The 16,345-nt window shown below is 27.1% G+C and carries 14 protein-coding genes; 9 read left to right on the plus strand and 5 right to left on the minus strand.

The window, feature by feature from the left end; all coding sequences use genetic code 11:
* The first annotated feature begins 6 nt into the window (after positions 1 to 6).
* From uidA to BHAMNSH16_RS04935, 9 genes are all read left to right on the plus strand, one after another.
* Positions 7 to 1,812, plus strand: a complete 1,806-nt coding sequence (uidA, locus tag BHAMNSH16_RS04895; protein ID WP_008728923.1) for a beta-glucuronidase — start codon at positions 7 to 9, stop codon at positions 1,810 to 1,812.
* A gap of 78 nt (positions 1,813 to 1,890) precedes the next feature.
* Positions 1,891 to 3,330, plus strand: a complete 1,440-nt coding sequence (locus tag BHAMNSH16_RS04900) for an MFS transporter (RefSeq protein ID WP_008728924.1) — start codon at positions 1,891 to 1,893, stop codon at positions 3,328 to 3,330.
* 73 nt (positions 3,331 to 3,403) lie between these two features.
* A complete protein-coding gene (locus BHAMNSH16_RS04905; RefSeq protein WP_008728925.1) occupies positions 3,404 to 5,032 on the plus strand; it encodes a mannitol dehydrogenase family protein in 1,629 nt (542 codons plus the stop codon).
* Between the two features lie 19 nt (positions 5,033 to 5,051).
* Positions 5,052 to 6,119 (plus strand): mannonate dehydratase, encoded by a 1,068-nt coding sequence (gene uxuA, locus BHAMNSH16_RS04910; protein ID WP_008728927.1) that lies wholly within the window; start codon positions 5,052 to 5,054, stop codon positions 6,117 to 6,119.
* 82 nt (positions 6,120 to 6,201) lie between these two features.
* A complete protein-coding gene (gene uxaC / locus BHAMNSH16_RS04915; protein WP_008728928.1) occupies positions 6,202 to 7,608 on the plus strand; it encodes a glucuronate isomerase in 1,407 nt (468 codons plus the stop codon).
* Between the two features lie 68 nt (positions 7,609 to 7,676).
* Positions 7,677 to 8,303, plus strand: coding sequence for a bifunctional 4-hydroxy-2-oxoglutarate aldolase/2-dehydro-3-deoxy-phosphogluconate aldolase (locus BHAMNSH16_RS04920; protein WP_008728929.1), 627 nt, complete (start codon positions 7,677 to 7,679; stop codon positions 8,301 to 8,303).
* 147 nt (positions 8,304 to 8,450) lie between these two features.
* A complete protein-coding gene (locus BHAMNSH16_RS04925) occupies positions 8,451 to 9,041 on the plus strand; it encodes a tetratricopeptide repeat protein (protein ID WP_069732257.1) in 591 nt (196 codons plus the stop codon).
* Positions 9,042 to 9,219: 178 nt separating this feature from the next.
* On the plus strand, positions 9,220 to 9,774 hold the full coding sequence (locus BHAMNSH16_RS04930) for a DJ-1 family glyoxalase III (protein ID WP_008727517.1): 555 nt from the start codon (positions 9,220 to 9,222) through the stop codon (positions 9,772 to 9,774).
* Positions 9,775 to 9,851: 77 nt separating this feature from the next.
* Positions 9,852 to 10,838 carry a sugar phosphate nucleotidyltransferase gene (locus BHAMNSH16_RS04935; RefSeq protein WP_008727514.1) on the plus strand — a complete coding sequence of 329 codons (987 nt, stop codon included), beginning with the start codon at positions 9,852 to 9,854 and terminating at the stop codon, positions 10,836 to 10,838.
* A gap of 61 nt (positions 10,839 to 10,899) precedes the next feature.
* Here BHAMNSH16_RS04935 and BHAMNSH16_RS04940 read toward each other — a convergent pair whose 3' ends face one another.
* From BHAMNSH16_RS04940 to BHAMNSH16_RS04960, 5 genes are all read right to left on the minus strand, one after another.
* Positions 10,900 to 11,331, minus strand: coding sequence for a hypothetical protein (locus BHAMNSH16_RS04940; protein WP_069732256.1), 432 nt, complete (start codon positions 11,329 to 11,331; stop codon positions 10,900 to 10,902).
* A 2-nt stretch (positions 11,332 to 11,333) separates the two neighbouring features.
* Positions 11,334 to 12,773 (minus strand): spiro-SPASM protein, encoded by a 1,440-nt coding sequence (locus BHAMNSH16_RS04945; protein ID WP_069732255.1) that lies wholly within the window; start codon positions 12,771 to 12,773, stop codon positions 11,334 to 11,336.
* A 22-nt stretch (positions 12,774 to 12,795) separates the two neighbouring features.
* Positions 12,796 to 13,503, minus strand: coding sequence for a hypothetical protein (locus tag BHAMNSH16_RS04950; RefSeq protein ID WP_008732368.1), 708 nt, complete (start codon positions 13,501 to 13,503; stop codon positions 12,796 to 12,798).
* 6 nt (positions 13,504 to 13,509) lie between these two features.
* Complete coding sequence (gene prfA, locus BHAMNSH16_RS04955; RefSeq protein WP_008732369.1) at positions 13,510 to 14,586, minus strand: peptide chain release factor 1; 1,077 nt, start codon at positions 14,584 to 14,586, stop codon at positions 13,510 to 13,512.
* 87 nt (positions 14,587 to 14,673) lie between these two features.
* Positions 14,674 to 16,293 carry a hypothetical protein gene (locus BHAMNSH16_RS04960; RefSeq protein ID WP_069732254.1) on the minus strand — a complete coding sequence of 540 codons (1,620 nt, stop codon included), beginning with the start codon at positions 16,291 to 16,293 and terminating at the stop codon, positions 14,674 to 14,676.
* Between the last annotated feature and the right edge of the window lie 52 nt (positions 16,294 to 16,345).

The following is a 16,345-nucleotide window of genomic DNA, read 5'->3' on the forward strand; positions in this document are numbered from 1 at the left end:
GAATTTATGGTTAATTCTATGCTATATCCTAGAGAAAGCAGAACGAGAAGAGTTGTTGATATATCTGGAATGTGGGAATTTAAGATAGACTCAAACAATGAAGGAAGAAAAAACGGTTATGCCAACGGATTAAAAGATACTACATTTATACCTGTACCATCTAGTTTTAATGATCTTTTTACAGATAAAAATATAAGAGAACATGCCGGAGATATATGGTATGAAACATCATTCTATCTTCCTTTAGAATGGAAAGACAAAAATGTTAATGTTAGATTCGGCTGTGCTACACATGAAGCTACTGTATATATTAATGGAAAAGAAGTATGTACGCATGTAGGCGGATTTATGCCTTTTAATGCTCCTGTTAATGAAGCCGGAGTATTCGGAGAAAAAAATAAATTAGTAGTTGTTGTTAATAATGAGCTTAGCAATACTACATTGCCTTGCGGACATACAGAAACTAAACCTTCAGGCAAAAAATATATCAAACCTTCTTTTGACTTTTTCAATTATGCTGGTTTGAATAGACCTGTAAAAATTACTGTTACAAATAAAGAATATATTTATGATATAGATATATTATCTGAAGTAAACGGCAGTGATGGTATAGTAAATTATGAAGTACATACTACAGGTGAAAATAAAGTATTCATAAAAATATATGATGAAGAAGGAAAAGAAGCAGCAAGTGCCGAAGGAAAAAATGGAAAAATAGTTATTAAAAATGCTAAATTGTGGAATCCGAAAGCTGCTTACTTATACAAATTTGAAGCATGCATCAAAAACGGCGAAGAATTAATAGATGAATACTATCTTGACTTTGGAATAAGAACAATAAAAGTTGAAGGTACAAAATTCTTAATAAACGGAAAACCTTTCTACTTTACAGGATTCGGAAAACATGAAGACAGTGAAACAGCCGGAAGAGGTTATAATCCTCCTGTAATAAAAAGAGACTTTGAACTTATTAAATGGATAGGTGCTAATTCATTTAGAACTTCTCATTATCCATACAGTGAAGAGATAATGCAGGCTGCTGACAGAGAAGGTATAGTTATTATAGATGAAATAGCTGCCGTTGGTATGTTCGATGTGGGATCCGTATTAAATCCGGGGGCATCAAAAGCTGATTATTTCTCTTTAGAAGAAGTGCATACAAAAACTAAAGAAATTCATAAAAAAGCTGTAGAAGAACTTATTACAAGAGATAAGAATCACCCTTCTGTTGTTATGTGGAGCTTATTTAATGAACCTGATACTTCTAAAGATGAAGCTTTGCCATACTTTGAGGACATATTCAACTTTGCAAAAAGTATAGACAAACAAAACTTACCAAAAACTTTTGCTGCTATTCAGGCATCTGCTCCGGGTAAATGCAAATGTATGCATCTATGCGATGTAATTACATTAAATAGATACTACGGATGGTATTTCTTGGGCGGTTATGAAATAGATATGTCAGAAGAAAAATTCAGAGAAGAGATGAGCCTCTATAAAGATATGAACAAGCCTGTTATGTTTACAGAATACGGAGCTGATACTTATGCAGGTGTTCATAAACTCCCTTCTGTTATGTGGAGCGAAGAATATCAATGCGAATACTACGAAATGAACTTCAAAGTTTTTGATAGTTACGACTTTATAATAGGCGAACAGTTATGGAACTTTGCTGATTTCCAAACTACTGAAGGAATATTCAGAGTAGACGGAAACAAAAAAGGAATATTTACTAGAACCCGTCAGCCTAAAGCAGTTGCTCATTATATAAGAAGCAGATGGACTAAATTGCCGTTAGATTACAAAAAATAATAATTGAAAAAAACTATGGGTAGGAAATTAAAAAAACAATTCTCCTACCCTTTATAAAAAATAGGAGGTACACAGATAATGGATAATACAATTAATTATCATAGAGCCAAAATATGGCAGATAGCATTTTTTGCTTTTAATAACACAGCTACCAACTTATACATGTTTTTCATGTTTTTTATATCTTATTACGCTACAGGAATGCTAGGATTAGGAGTAGTTTTGGTATCTACACTTCTTACTGCTATGCGTATTTGGGATGCTATAACAGATCCTTTCGTTGGTTATTTACTAGATAAAACCAATGGAAAATTTGGTAAAAACAGACCTTTTATAGTTGCTGGAAATATTGTGATGATTATATCTTGTTTTATAATGTACAAATTTGCATATAAAGCTCCTGAAAATATGAGATTATTATTCTTTATATTGGTTTATGCTGTATATATTATAGGATATACTTTACAATGTGTTGTTACAAAATCTGCTCAAACTTGTCTTACTAATGATCCTAAACAAAGACCTTATTTTACAATATTTGACGGAAGTTATAATGTTGTATTATTTGCTGGCATGCAGATTGTAGTTTCTAAAGTATGGATACCAAAATACGGCGGTTTTAATGCTGAGTTTTTTAATACTTTCTTAACATTTACTATAATTGTATCTGCTATATTATCTGCACTTGCAATAATAGGATTATGGACTAAAGACAGAACAGAATATTTCGGACTTGGAAAACCTCAATTAATCACTTTTAAAGATTATTGGACTGTTATAACAAAAAACAGAGCAATACAAATGCTTGTAATTGCAGCTTCTACAAGTAAACTTTTTGTTACTATACAATCTAACTCTATAGTATTAGTTATGCTTTATGGTATAATATGCGGAAATTATGCTTTAAGCGGTGAGGTTTCTGCTATATATAGTATACCTAGTATAATTATAATAATATTGGGTATGAAATTTGTAGCCAGCCGTATGGGTCAGAGAAAAGCATTATTATTTGGTACTATAGGCTGTATAATATTTGCTGCTCTTCTATTATTATTATTTATCTTTGGAGAGCCTACTACTATGAGCTTTAAAAATCCTAATTTCTTTACTATAGCATTCATAGTATTATGGATATTAATGCAAGGTTTTGCTGGAATATCTACTAATATAGTTATACCTATGACTGCTGACTGTGCCGACTATGAAACTTATAGATCTGGAAAATATGTTCCGGGTTTGATGGGTACATTATTCAGCTGCGTAGACAAAATAATATCATCTTTCGCTACTACTATAGTAGGACTTTTAATTGCTATGATAGGATTCAAAACTACTCAGCCTACTCCTGATACTCCATACACAACAGGAATTTTCTGGGTAACTATGTTTTGTGTATTCCTTGCTCCTATGATTGGATGGGTATTAAATATAATAGCTATGAGATTCTATCCTCTTACTAGAGAGAAAATGGAAGAGATACAAGGAGCTATAGCTGAGATAAAAGCTAAAAATCAATAATATAATTTTTGCTTGACAGTTTATATTATTTTTGTAAAATTAATATACTAGTATACAACTTAGAGGCTATAAAATGAAAATTAATATTGAAAACTTAATAAACAATAAAACCTTTTTTGAAAAAAACAATATAGAAATACCAAAATATGATATAAAACAAATTAGAAAAAATACAAATGAAAAACCAACTTGGATTCATTTCGGAGCTGGTAATATATTCAGAGGTTTTGTTGCGAGAATAGCGGATACTATTTTAAATGATAATGTTATAAATACTGGTATAATAGCTGTCGATACACATGCTGCTGGAAGAGATGATGATTATGAAATGCTTGAAAAAGTTTATAAGCCTTTCGATAATCTCACTCTTTTAGCATCTATTAAAAGTGATGGGAATATAGATAAAAAAGTTATAGGAAGCATTACTGATATACTTCATGCTGATTTTATCAATTATTATGAAGAATTAAAAAAAATATTTATATCAGATTCGCTTCAAATAGTAAGTTTTACTATAACAGAAAAAGGTTACTCTATAAAAGATTCTAATGGTAATTATAATAAAATAGTTGCTTATGATATTGAAAATGAACCTAAAAAAGCAAAAAATATTATGAGTATTGCTTGTGCTATGCTTCTAGAAAGATATAAAAACGGAGCTTATCCTATAGCAATGCTTAGTATTGATAACTGCTCTAATAATGGAGATAAATTAAAAGATTCTATTATTGAAATAGCTAAGGAATGGGTAAAAAAAGGTTTCGCTGACAATGGATTTATAGAATATCTTGAAGATAATAAAAAAGCTGCTTTTCCTTTTAGTATGATTGACAAAATTACTCCTAGACCTTCTGAAATTATCTCAAAAAAACTTGAGAGTATAGGGCTTGAAGATATGCAGATATTCAAAGTAGGACATAATCCTATGGCTGCTTTTGTAAATGCTGAAGTGCCTGAATATTTAGTTATTGAAGATTTATTTCCAAACGGCAGACCTGATTTAAATAAAGCAGGAGTATATATTACAGACAGAGAAACTGTAAAAAACTCTGAAAAAATGAAAGTTACTACTTGTTTAAATCCTCTTCATACATCTTTAGCAATATTCGGCTGTCTTTTAGATTATGATTTTATATATAATGAAATGAAAGACCCTATATTAAAAAAGTTGGTTGAAAAAATAGGCTATGATGAGGGCATGAAAGTAGTTATTAATCCTAAAATCTTAAATCCAATGGACTTTATAAAAGAGGTTATAGAAGAAAGACTAGTTAATCCGTATATACCAGATTCTCCTAAAAGAATAGCAACAGATACTTCACAAAAAATACCTATCAGATATGGAGAAACTTTAAAATCTTATGTAAAAAACGGACTTGATACTTCTTCTTTAATTGGAATACCTATAACAATAGCAGCTTGGTTTAGATATTTAATGGGAATAGATGACAAAGGAAATACTATGGAAATAAGTCCTGATCCTATGCTTGAAGAATTGCAGAAACATATAAAAAACATAAAATTTAAAGATGTAAATAGTGTAGGAGATAATTTAAAGCCTATACTATCAAACAAAATTATATTTGCTTGTGATTTATATGATGAAAAAATAAATCTAGGAAACAGAATAGAAGAATATTTCAAAGAAATGATAATAGGTGTAAATGCAGTCAGAGAGTGCTTAAACAAATATATTAAATAAATTAAGGAGAAATTCTATTATGATAATGACTTTAAGATGGTTTGGAAAGAATTTTGATTCTGTTACTCTAAAACAGATTAGACAAATACCCGGAGTAAAAGGAGTTATAACAACTTTATATGATAGTAAGGTTGGAGAAGTTTGGAAAGAAGAAGATGTACAAAAATTAAAAAAAGAAGTTGAAGAATCTGGATTAAAAATATACGGCATAGAAAGTGTAAATATACATGATGACATAAAAATAGGTTTGCCTAGCAGAGATAAATATATAGAAAACTACATAAAAACATTAGAAGTTTTGGGAAAAAATGGAATTAATTTAGTATGTTATAACTTTATGCCTGTATTTGACTGGACTAGAAGCGATTTAGCAAAAGTAAGACCAGATGGATCCACTGTTTTATCTTATGACCAAGATATAATAGATAAAATAGATCCGCAAAAAATGTTTGAACAAATTGATTCTAGTTCTAATGGATTTGTTTTACCGGGATGGGAGCCTGAAAGACTAAGCAGATTAAAAGATCTTTTTGAAATGTATAAAGATGTTGATGATGAGAAATTATTTGAAAATTTAAAATATTTCTTAAGTGCTGTAATGCCTACTTGTGAAAAATACAATATCAAAATGGCTATACACCCTGATGATCCTGCTTGGCCTGTTTTCGGACTTCCTAGAATCATAGTTAATAAAGAAAATATTTTGAGAATGGTTAATAGTGTTAATAGTCCTTGCAACGGAGTAACTCTATGTGCTGGTTCTTTAGGTTCTAATCCTAAGAATGATATACCTGATATAGTAAGAAGTTTGAAAGGTAAAATTTTCTTTGCTCATGTTAGAAACCTAGAGCATACTGCCCCTGGAAAATTCCAAGAAGCAGCACATTTATCAAGCGACGGTTCTATGGATATGTTCGCCATTATGAAAGCATTTTATGATATAGGTTTTGAAGGACCTTTCAGACCTGATCATGGAAGAGCTATTTGGGACGAAGTATCTATGCCCGGATACGGACTTTATGACAGAGCATTAGGTGCTGTTTATTTACAAGGTTTATGGGAAGCTATAGAAAAAATGAGTAAATAATTGAACATATATCATTAATGCAATACGGTTATAAAAATTATAATTGTATTGCATTTGTTTTAATTTAAGAGGGATAAATATTATGAGAAATTTTATGGATAAAGATTTTTTATTATACAATGACACATCTAAAATACTTTTTCATGATTATGCTTCAAAATGCCCTATATTTGATTATCATTGTCATTTGAGTCCTAAAGAAATTGCTGAAAATAAAAAATTTAAAAATCTTACTGAAATTTGGCTTTACGGAGATCATTATAAATGGAGAATGATGAGGGCAAATGGAATAGATGAGAAATTTATAACAGGAGATGCTGAAGATTATGATAAATTTAGAGCTTGGGTAAAAACTGTTCCTAATTTAATAGGAAATCCATTATATCATTGGAGTCATTTGGAGCTTCAAAGATATTTTGATATTTATGAAATTATAAATGAGGATAATGCTGATATAATTTGGAAAAAAGCCAATGAAAAATTACAGAATATGACAGTTAAAGATATTCTCAAAAAATTTAAAGTTCATACAATAGGCACTACTGATGATCCAATAGATGATTTAGAATATCATAAATTAATCAGAGAAGGAAAAGCTCAAATAGGAAAAATTGATACAAATGTTGTTCCTTCTTTCAGACCAGACAAGGCAATTAATATAGAAATGCCGGACTTCAGCGAATATATAAAAAAGTTAGAAAAAGCAAGTTCTGTTAATATAAAAGATATAAAATCATTAGTTGAAGCTTTATACAAAAGAATAGATTATTTTAAAACTTTAGGCTGTGTATCAAGCGATTGTTCTTTGTCATTAGTGCCTTTTAATTTAGATGATGAAAATAATATAGATACTATTTTCAAAAAAGCTATGAATAAAGAAAAATTGTCTTTAGAAGAAATAGAAAAATATAAAACATATATACTTATTAAATTAACTCAAAAATATAAAGAATCAAATCTAGTTATGCAGATACATATTTCAGCTATGAGAAACAATAATGAAGTAATGTTTAAAAAACTAGGTGCTGATACTGGATATGATTCTGTAGGAGATTCTAATATTATAGAAAAATTATCATCACTATTAAAAACTGCCAATAATAACGGAGGACTTCCAAAAATTATTTTTTATAGTCTTAACAATAAAGATTATTATCCGCTTTCTACACTTATGGGCTGTTTTCAAGATGAAGGCATAAAAGGTAAAATGCAGCTTGGTTCTGCTTGGTGGTTCTTAGATAATAAAGACGGAATGAAAGAGCAGTTAAAAGTGCTTGCAAACAGCGGTTCTTTAGCCTTATTTGTAGGAATGCTCACTGACTCAAGAAGTTTTCTTTCATACTCAAGGCATGAATATTTTAGAAGAATACTATGCAATTTAATAGGAAAATGGGCAGAAGACGGCGAAGTGCCTAATAATATTAAATATTTAGGAAGTATAATAGAAAATATATGTTTTAATAATTCTAATATTTACTTTAATAGTTAAGTATGATAAATTAAAATAAGTAATAATTTTTTTAATCTAAAAATAATAAAAAATTTTACGGAGCATTTATGTTTGAAAAATATATACAAAATAAAATTATACCTGTAGTAGTTGTAGAAAATGAAGAAGAGATAAGAAATATAGCCGAGCTTTGTTTGGAGTTTCTGCCTTCTATAGAATTGACACTTAGAACAGAATACGGATATAAAGCTTTAGAGATATTAGCAAAAGACTACCCTACTCTTCCAAGGGCAGCTGCTACTGTTTTAAATACAGAACAAGTTGATAAAATACTTGATTTAGGAACTAATTTAATAATAAGCCCGGGGTTTCAGCCTGTAATGTTGGAATATGCTAAAACTAAAAAATATAATTATATACCGGGAGCTGCTACTCCTGCTGAACTTGAGCAGTGTTTAGCTTATGGGCATAAATATATAAAATTTTTCCATGCTGGTTTATTTGGAGGAATTAATTGGATAAAAAATATAGCTCCTGTTTATCAGCATACAGGTGTTAAGTTTATGCCTTTGGGTGGAGTAAGCATTGACAATGTAAAAGAATATTTGCAAAACAAAAATGTATTTGCATGCGGAGGCTCTTGGCTTTGTCCTAGAAACTTGATGGAAGAGAAAAATTGGAAAGAAATAAAAAGAAGATTTGAAGAAGCTCATAATTTAATAAAAGATTTGTAAAATTAATAAAACTTTTTTATTGTTTTTATATCAGCTTTTATATATATAATAAGTGATTATAAATTTATAAAAAATAAATTTGCATTCACTTATTATTTTTTGTATAATCTATATATTGTAATTTTAATATAATAATAGGACAATAATATGATTAGTGAAGAAAATAAATATTTTTATAGTGCATTGAATAATATACAAAATAAAAAATACGATGAAGCTATTGATGATCTGATTAAAATTATAGAAATAGATCCTCATAATTTAGATGCCTATCATAATTTAGCAAGAGTTTATTATGATATGGAAAATTACGACAAAGCAATAGATACATACAATAAATCTATAGAAATATATCCGCATGACAGCGATACATATTATTACAGAGCAGAATCTTATTTAAACAAAAAAGATTATGATAAAGCTATAGAAGATTTAGAAAAAAGCATATTAAAAAATGAAGCGTATTCTGATGCTTATTATTTAATGTCTGTAGCTTATAGAAAAAAAAAGAAATATAAAAAGGCAATAAAATATTTAAAAAAAACATTAGAATTTAATAATGAAGACTATATAGCATATTATGATCTATACAAACTCTATGGTATACTTTCAAATTATAAAAATGACGAAGCGATAAAAGAAAAATATTTACTAAAGTCTAAAAAATTCTTACAGAAATCTGCCGATTTAGGATATGAAAAAGCTATAGAAAAATTAAATAATGATGCAAGTAAATAATAGTTTTTAAGTATTAAATATCTAAATATAAAAATTGTGAGTGTATAGAAATTCGCCAAAGGCGGCTATACATTTTTAGCATACAATTTTTATTAGCAATAATAAAATAGCTTGCAATATTATAAATATAAACTATTATATAAATGATAAGAATTATGATAAAAGGAGATTACAATATATGTCAAAAAAAGTTTTAGTACCTTTAGCTGAAGGAGTTGAAGAAATTGAAGTTGTAACAATTATTGATGTTTTAAGAAGAGCAAATATAGAAGTTGTAACTGCTTCTTTAACTGATAATTTAGAAGTAAAAGGAGCTCATAATATTATAATAAAAGCAGACACTTCTTTTGAAAAAATAGTTAACTCTGATTTTGATGGTATAGCACTTGCAGGCGGTTACGGCGGAATGAATAATTTAAAAGATGATAAAAGAGTATTAGAAAAACTTAAAAATATGTATGAAGCTAAAAAATTAGTATCAGCAATATGTGCTTCCCCTATAGTGCTTGGAGAGGCTGGTGTTATTAAAGGAAAATACACTTGTTATCCTAGCTGTGAAAGTGCTGTTAAAGGCGGAGAATATGTAGAAAAAGATATTGTTGTATGCAATGATAATGTTATCACTTCTAAAGGTCCTGCTACTACTGTATTTTTTGCTTTAGAGTTAGTTAAATATTTAAATGGTTCTAATGAAGAATTATCTAATGCTTTATTAGTTAATCTAATAAAATAATAAAAAGATATTGATTTTATTAATCTTTTATATATAGTATAACAATATATATAAAAGATTTTTTAAGGATTATAAAATTGAAAGTTATTATACCGGCAGCCGGAGAAGGCACTAGATTAAGACCTCACACAATTACAAAACCAAAACCAATACTTCCTATAGCAGGTTCTACAATTATAGATTTCATAATGACTGAAATATCTTCAATACAGGATTTAGAAGAAGTAATATTTATAGTTGGATATTTAAAAGATAAGATGATTGAATATTTAACTGATAAATATAAAAATATAAAACTTAGATTCGTAGAACAAAAAGAGTACAAAGGTTTAGCTCATGCAATATCGCTTACAAAAGAATATATAAAATATGATGATAAAATATTTATTATTTTGGGTGATACTATATTCAAATTAAATCTTTCAAATATAGTAAGCAAAAATGAAAACTCTCTCGGAGTATGCGAAGTTGACAATCCAAGCAGATTCGGAATAGCAATATTAAATGAACAAGGTATTATAACAAAATTGGTTGAAAAACCTCAAGAACCTATAGGCAATTTAGCTCTTACAGGAATGTATAATATAGTAAATACTAAAGAATTATTTGAAGCTATAGATTATATTATTAAAAATGATATAAAAACTAAAAATGAATATCAGCTTACAGATGCTTTAGAATATATGATAAAAAACTCAATAATATTCAAAACATTCAAATTAGACGGCTGGTATGACTGCGGCGAAAAAGCCACTATGATAGAAACAAATAAATCTATTATTAAACATGATATATTAAGTAAAGGTATAAAAGACACCGCTATAATACCTCCTGTATTTATAGATAAGGATGTAAAAATAGAAAATTCAGTAATAGGACCTTATGTACATATTGGAAAGAACTCTAAAATAGAAAACTCTATAATAAAAAACTGCATTATATTTGAAGAAGTAAATATATCTAATGCCTTTATGGATAATTCTATAATATCTGAAAAAGTTACATATAAAGGAAAAACTACTTCAATGGATATAGGAGCTTCTATAACCATAGAACAAAATTAGTATTTAATCTGAAATATTAAAAAGGAAGTTATCATTTATAAATAGATGACTTCCTTATTTTTTATAATGTAGCATTCATAAATCCCATTACAATAAATTGCAAAAAACTCACAAATAAAAATATTCCCGTATCCATTATCAAAAGAGAATACGGATAATTAGTAAGCATCATTGAAAATCTTACCTTGTCTGCTATTATTAAAGATGAATATGTTAAAAATCCTACAAATAGTTTTATATGTTCTCTCAAAGGAATAAAATAAAAAAATACCATAAAAAATAATGCTATTAATAAACTTTGAATAAAAGAAAAAAACTCGGAGTAATAGAGCATTTTAATTCTATTATTCCAATTACGGACTCCGGGCAATATCTCTCTTCTATAATAAAATTTTTTAACCGATTGGAATTCTAATATAAATCTAGTAGCTAAAAATCTAACCACATAACAAGCCAAAACAAACTCTAAATATTTTACTATTATATTTTCCATAATCAAAAATTATATAAATACCACTCATCGCAATTCTTACAAAAATCTAATTTCTTAGAAACATTATCTAAAAAATAATTTTCAATCTTTTTCCATATATCCTCTAAATTTTCATCATATATAGAAGCTATTTTCTTTTCTTTGTTTATATCAAATCTGCAAATATAAATATCCCCATAACTATCTATGAATAAATCCCTAGCCAAATGCCAGCATCCTATATTAATAATAGGTGCCATATCCCCCACTCTATTATCATCTATAATACCCCTGTAATTATAATATTTCTGCATTATAATATCTATTTTATATTTATCAAAATATTTATAATAAGAAGCTAAATAATCAAAATTATCTTTTTGTTTTGTTATCTGCAAATAAGTATTTTTAGGCTCTCTAAGCAAATAATAATCTATATTAGACATAATAGTTTTTATATCACCATTATCATATATCTTATTATAAACATCTTCTTCTACAGTATCTAAATGTATAATAACATTAAGATTGCTTCTCTCTGACTGCATAGATAATAATCTTTTAGCCTTGCCGCTGTCAAGAAGCAAAGCATTAGTTTCTAAATATACCTGAACATTTTTATTTCTTGTAGAATATTCTAATATATCAAAAATATCTTTATTCAAAAGAGGCTCATAATAACTTCCTATAGAAATATGAAAATCGCCGCAAAAATTATAAAGTTTATCATAAATATTTTTAAACTCATCTAAAGTAATATTTTTTTCTTCTTTTGAAAGTTCATTTTTTATAGTTTGATTTTTTAATAAATATTTATTGAACACATTTTGTCTATTACTAATATCTATCTCTATAAATGACGGCAATGTTCTTCTAATACTTGGATTTTCTTCTATTGCCTTAACCATTTCATTATAATCTTTATAGTCTATAAGTTTTTTTATTAAAATAGCATTTCTTTTACTATCAGCGAAAAGATGAAGTCTGTAATATCTCATATCATGTTCTGATATAAGTATTTCTATTTCAAAAAAATTCGGATCAACAAATACAATATTGCTTATCGCATTTTCACTTACTTTAATATCTTTTGTTTTTATAATGTTAAATAATTTCTCAAATGCGGTTCTTCTTATTATAAAAGGCACTATACCAGAAGGATAATTTTCGCCATAACTAAAATACGATATATTTTCTTCATGTATCTTAGTTAATTTAATAGTTTCATCAGCATTAAATAAAGGCATATTGCATGGTATATAAATTATATTATCATAATTCTCACTTTCCGCATATATATTATTTAAATAATTTTCTATTTTTTCAAGATCATTATTTTCTATATATTTAACATCGCAATTTAATTTCTCTTTTAAAGTATTTATCTTATCATTAAAAATATTATCAAATATTATAGAAAACTCATTAGAAAAAGTTCTGTCAGCTAATATTAAAAAACTCATTTTTTACCTCTTATTAAATTAATTAAATATAATCCATAATATTATCAGGACTTCTTGATATCAAACCGCATACCTTGCATATATACAAGCTTTTTTCTGAATTATCATCATAATCAGCAATATCAATATCCTTCAAATTATTAATATCATTATTTATTATTTCAGCAAAATTAGAACATCCGCAATAGGAACATCTGTAAATTAAATCCTCTGGTATATCATCTATATATATTCTTTCATAGCGATTATATTTTGATGAAAATTTTATTCTGTTATTTATATATCTATGAGGAAAAATTTCTATATATTCATCTAAAGTAATTTTTTTCAAAGAATTAGATTTTATATCATCTATTTCATTTTTTCCTATCATTAAAGCATTAAACTGATTCATAGAAATATTATGTAAATTAATCAAATCATTAAATATTTCATCAGTAAGTTTATAATTGTCTAAAGTTAGATATTCAGGATAATCACTAACAATAAGTTTTAATTCTTCTTTGTTTTCTTTAAAATATCCAAATTCACCGAATAAATATTTATCATCTTTATGATAAGCAAATAATCCAATCAAAGAATCATAAGTTTCATAAGAATCATTTCCGCTATAAGAATAATCAGCATATAAAACATTATCAAAACTTTTTATATATCTAATAACAGGATCATCATCATATAATTTATGAATAATCTTTTCTTCGCCTAATATATTTTCTATATCTTTCATAAAGCATTAATCAGAATATGAAGCAAGCATATCCTCTTGTTCCTTTTTAAATAAAGCATCTGTTATCTCTGTAATTTCTCCATCCATAAATCTATCTAATTTATACAAAGTAAGATTTATTCTATGATCCGTAACTCTATTCTGAGGGAAATTATAAGTTCTTATTCTTTCACTCCTATCTCCTGAACCAATCTGCTCTCTTCTTTCCTTAGCTTCTTTAGCCTTTCTCTCAGCTTCTTCTTTCTCATATATTCTAGCACGAAGAACTTTTAATGCTTTTGCCTTGTTCTTGTGCTGACTCTTTTCATCTTGACACTGCACAACCAATCCTGTAGGTAAATGAGTAATTCTAACAGCACTGTCAGTAGTATTAACAGACTGTCCTCCAGGTCCGCTTGAACGAAATATATCAACTCTTATATCCTCATCTTTTATAACAACATCGCTTTCCATAGCTTCAGGCATAACCGCAACAGTAGAAGCAGAAGTATGTATTCTTCCTCCGGACTCTGTAGCAGGTATTCTCTGTACACGATGAGTTCCGCTTTCAAATTTTAATGTTCTGTAAGCATCTTTTCCGGATACTGAAAATATCACCTCTTTATATCCTCCAAGCTCTGTAGGGCTAGTATCTATTATTTCCATTTTTAAATTAGTTCTCTCTATAAAACGAGTATACATTCTAAATAAATCGCCCACAAATAAAGCAGATTCATCTCCTCCCGTACCAACTCTAATCTCAACTATAATATTCTTACCGTCATTCTTATCTTTAGGAAGCAGAAGAAGTCTAAGCCCATTTATTATATCTTCTTTTTTTTGATTAAGCTCTTCTATCTCTAGTAATGCCATGTCTTTAAGTTCTTTATCAGTATCAGTATTATTAATCATTTCATTGGATTCTTCAATTTCTTTTAATACTGTTTTTAATTTTTTATATTCTTCTACAATATCTTCAATTTCTGATTTTTTTTTCATCAAATCCTGTATAAGTCTGTTATCTTTTATATTAGCATCATTAAGTTTCTGCACTATATCTTCATAAGTTTTTTCTACCAATGACAGTTTATCAATTATTGACATAAAATAAATTTCACTCCAAAAAATAAATATAATTATATACAAATAATGATATTTATCAACTATTATATAATTTTTGATAATTATTAATTATTTACTTACACTATTAAAATTAGCTTCAAAATCTATATTAATATGTGTATAATTAGAATTAATAGCAGAACCTACTATAATACTGTTAGGATAACTCCAAGTTCTTAGAGGTATATTAAAATATCTTAATATGTCCTGAGATTTTGAAAGCTGTATTGTAAATATATAATCAGGATTAATATTTTTTGATATTTGAGATTTTATATAAGTATCCAAAGATTCTCCGTCATAAATGCTGTCTATAATCGTTTCTATAGCCTTTTCATTCTCACTAACAAAATATACTTTATCTATAAAAGTATAATAAAACATATTTCCATTATTTAAATCATAAGAATATATATAATGATTATTATAGTTTCTTTCTTTTTTGATAAGATTATTATACTTTTCTAATAATGCTATTTCCAATTTAGGCAGCAAATCAGCATCATTTTCTATATTAAAAATTATCACAGGATAAATTAATTCAGATCTTTTTGCTTCTATATATGCAGCAGCCATTTCACCATACAAATCATTTATAATGCTTCCAAATGAATAAACATCATTCATCTTTGTAAATAGATTGTATAATTCTGAATAAAGTTTATTATTATGATCCATTTTCAAATCATTATATATTATAGGATAAAGTCCTGCTAAATATGACTTTAATGCAAAATACATAACAGTTTTTTCTTTAGGCAAATAATTCTGTATATCTATGTTGCCTTCTAAACCATAAAGAGAATATCTTTCAGATCCTCCATATTCATAATCAACAAAAATATCAATTAATCCGTTATCATCATTTATTTTAGCATTTCCATATATGATATATGCCTTATTAAAATATTTTAACGGCGTAAATAATAAAGATCCTTCGCAATTATTATAATCAAAAAGCTGTTTATTAACATAGAAAGAAATATCAGATTCATATTTATTTTCAACATTATTGAGCAATCGTATTTCATTAATACTTTCAGCATCTGAATTTAGAAAATCAATTAATTTTTTTATATGATTATAATTTTTAGTAACTATCAAAAGTCCCTTATAAAAATTAAAAAATAAATAAGGGCTTCCATTATCTAAAGCATATATTCTGCTTCCATTATAATTAATTTTTTTTACTTCATAAGTAATATTATCTATAGTCAATCTTTCAGAATTAAAGAAAAAACGGAATATAAAAGAATTTAATCTTCCTATATCAAATAAATAAAAAATTTCTGAATTATCCAAATTTCCATTATATCCCCAAAAAAGTAAAGCGGCATTTCTTCTTAATATAGGTTTGGAAGCCATTTTAACAAAAAAATTATCATTTGTTTTTAGTCTATCTGCAAATGCATCTGCCTTTCTAAGCAAAATAGAAAAGTCATACATAGATTCATCATGAGATATTCTATATGCATATATGGAATCTGAAAATTTAAGCAAACTTTTATCAAGACTTTTAACACTTACATAGGCAATATTATCTTTAGGTATTTTGACTTCGGACATATCTTTTTTATGAAGTCCATAAGGAAAATATCCAAATATAATAAATAAAGAAATTATTACTATTAATATAATAGATAATATACAAAATAACTTAATCTGTCTTTGTCTTTTGATACTTACCATAAAAAATTATTTCCTTAACTATATATATTATCTATATTATTTTTATTTTCGT

This window comes from Brachyspira hampsonii (assembly GCF_002214805.1).
Lineage (GTDB): Bacteria > Spirochaetota > Brachyspiria > Brachyspirales > Brachyspiraceae > Brachyspira > Brachyspira hampsonii.

What these genes read in the sequence shown, in the direction of transcription:
- BHAMNSH16_RS04950 (WP_008732368.1), bottom strand. Translation starts at nt 13,503, where the DNA reads ATGAAAGATATAGAAAATATATTAGGCGAAGAAAAGATTATTCATAAA.
- BHAMNSH16_RS04940 (WP_069732256.1), bottom strand. Translation starts at nt 11,331, where the DNA reads ATGGAAAATATAATAGTAAAATATTTAGAGTTTGTTTTGGCTTGTTAT.
- BHAMNSH16_RS04900 (WP_008728924.1), top strand. Translation starts at nt 1,891, where the DNA reads ATGGATAATACAATTAATTATCATAGAGCCAAAATATGGCAGATAGCA.
- BHAMNSH16_RS04925 (WP_069732257.1), top strand. Translation starts at nt 8,451, where the DNA reads ATGATTAGTGAAGAAAATAAATATTTTTATAGTGCATTGAATAATATA.
- uxaC (WP_008728928.1), top strand. Translation starts at nt 6,202, where the DNA reads ATGAGAAATTTTATGGATAAAGATTTTTTATTATACAATGACACATCT.
- BHAMNSH16_RS04960 (WP_069732254.1), bottom strand. Translation starts at nt 16,293, where the DNA reads ATGGTAAGTATCAAAAGACAAAGACAGATTAAGTTATTTTGTATATTA.
- BHAMNSH16_RS04905 (WP_008728925.1), top strand. Translation starts at nt 3,404, where the DNA reads ATGAAAATTAATATTGAAAACTTAATAAACAATAAAACCTTTTTTGAA.
- BHAMNSH16_RS04945 (WP_069732255.1), bottom strand. Translation starts at nt 12,773, where the DNA reads ATGAGTTTTTTAATATTAGCTGACAGAACTTTTTCTAATGAGTTTTCT.
- prfA (WP_008732369.1), bottom strand. Translation starts at nt 14,586, where the DNA reads ATGTCAATAATTGATAAACTGTCATTGGTAGAAAAAACTTATGAAGAT.
- uidA (WP_008728923.1), top strand. Translation starts at nt 7, where the DNA reads ATGGTTAATTCTATGCTATATCCTAGAGAAAGCAGAACGAGAAGAGTT.
- uxuA (WP_008728927.1), top strand. Translation starts at nt 5,052, where the DNA reads ATGATAATGACTTTAAGATGGTTTGGAAAGAATTTTGATTCTGTTACT.
- BHAMNSH16_RS04930 (WP_008727517.1), top strand. Translation starts at nt 9,220, where the DNA reads ATGTCAAAAAAAGTTTTAGTACCTTTAGCTGAAGGAGTTGAAGAAATT.
- BHAMNSH16_RS04920 (WP_008728929.1), top strand. Translation starts at nt 7,677, where the DNA reads ATGTTTGAAAAATATATACAAAATAAAATTATACCTGTAGTAGTTGTA.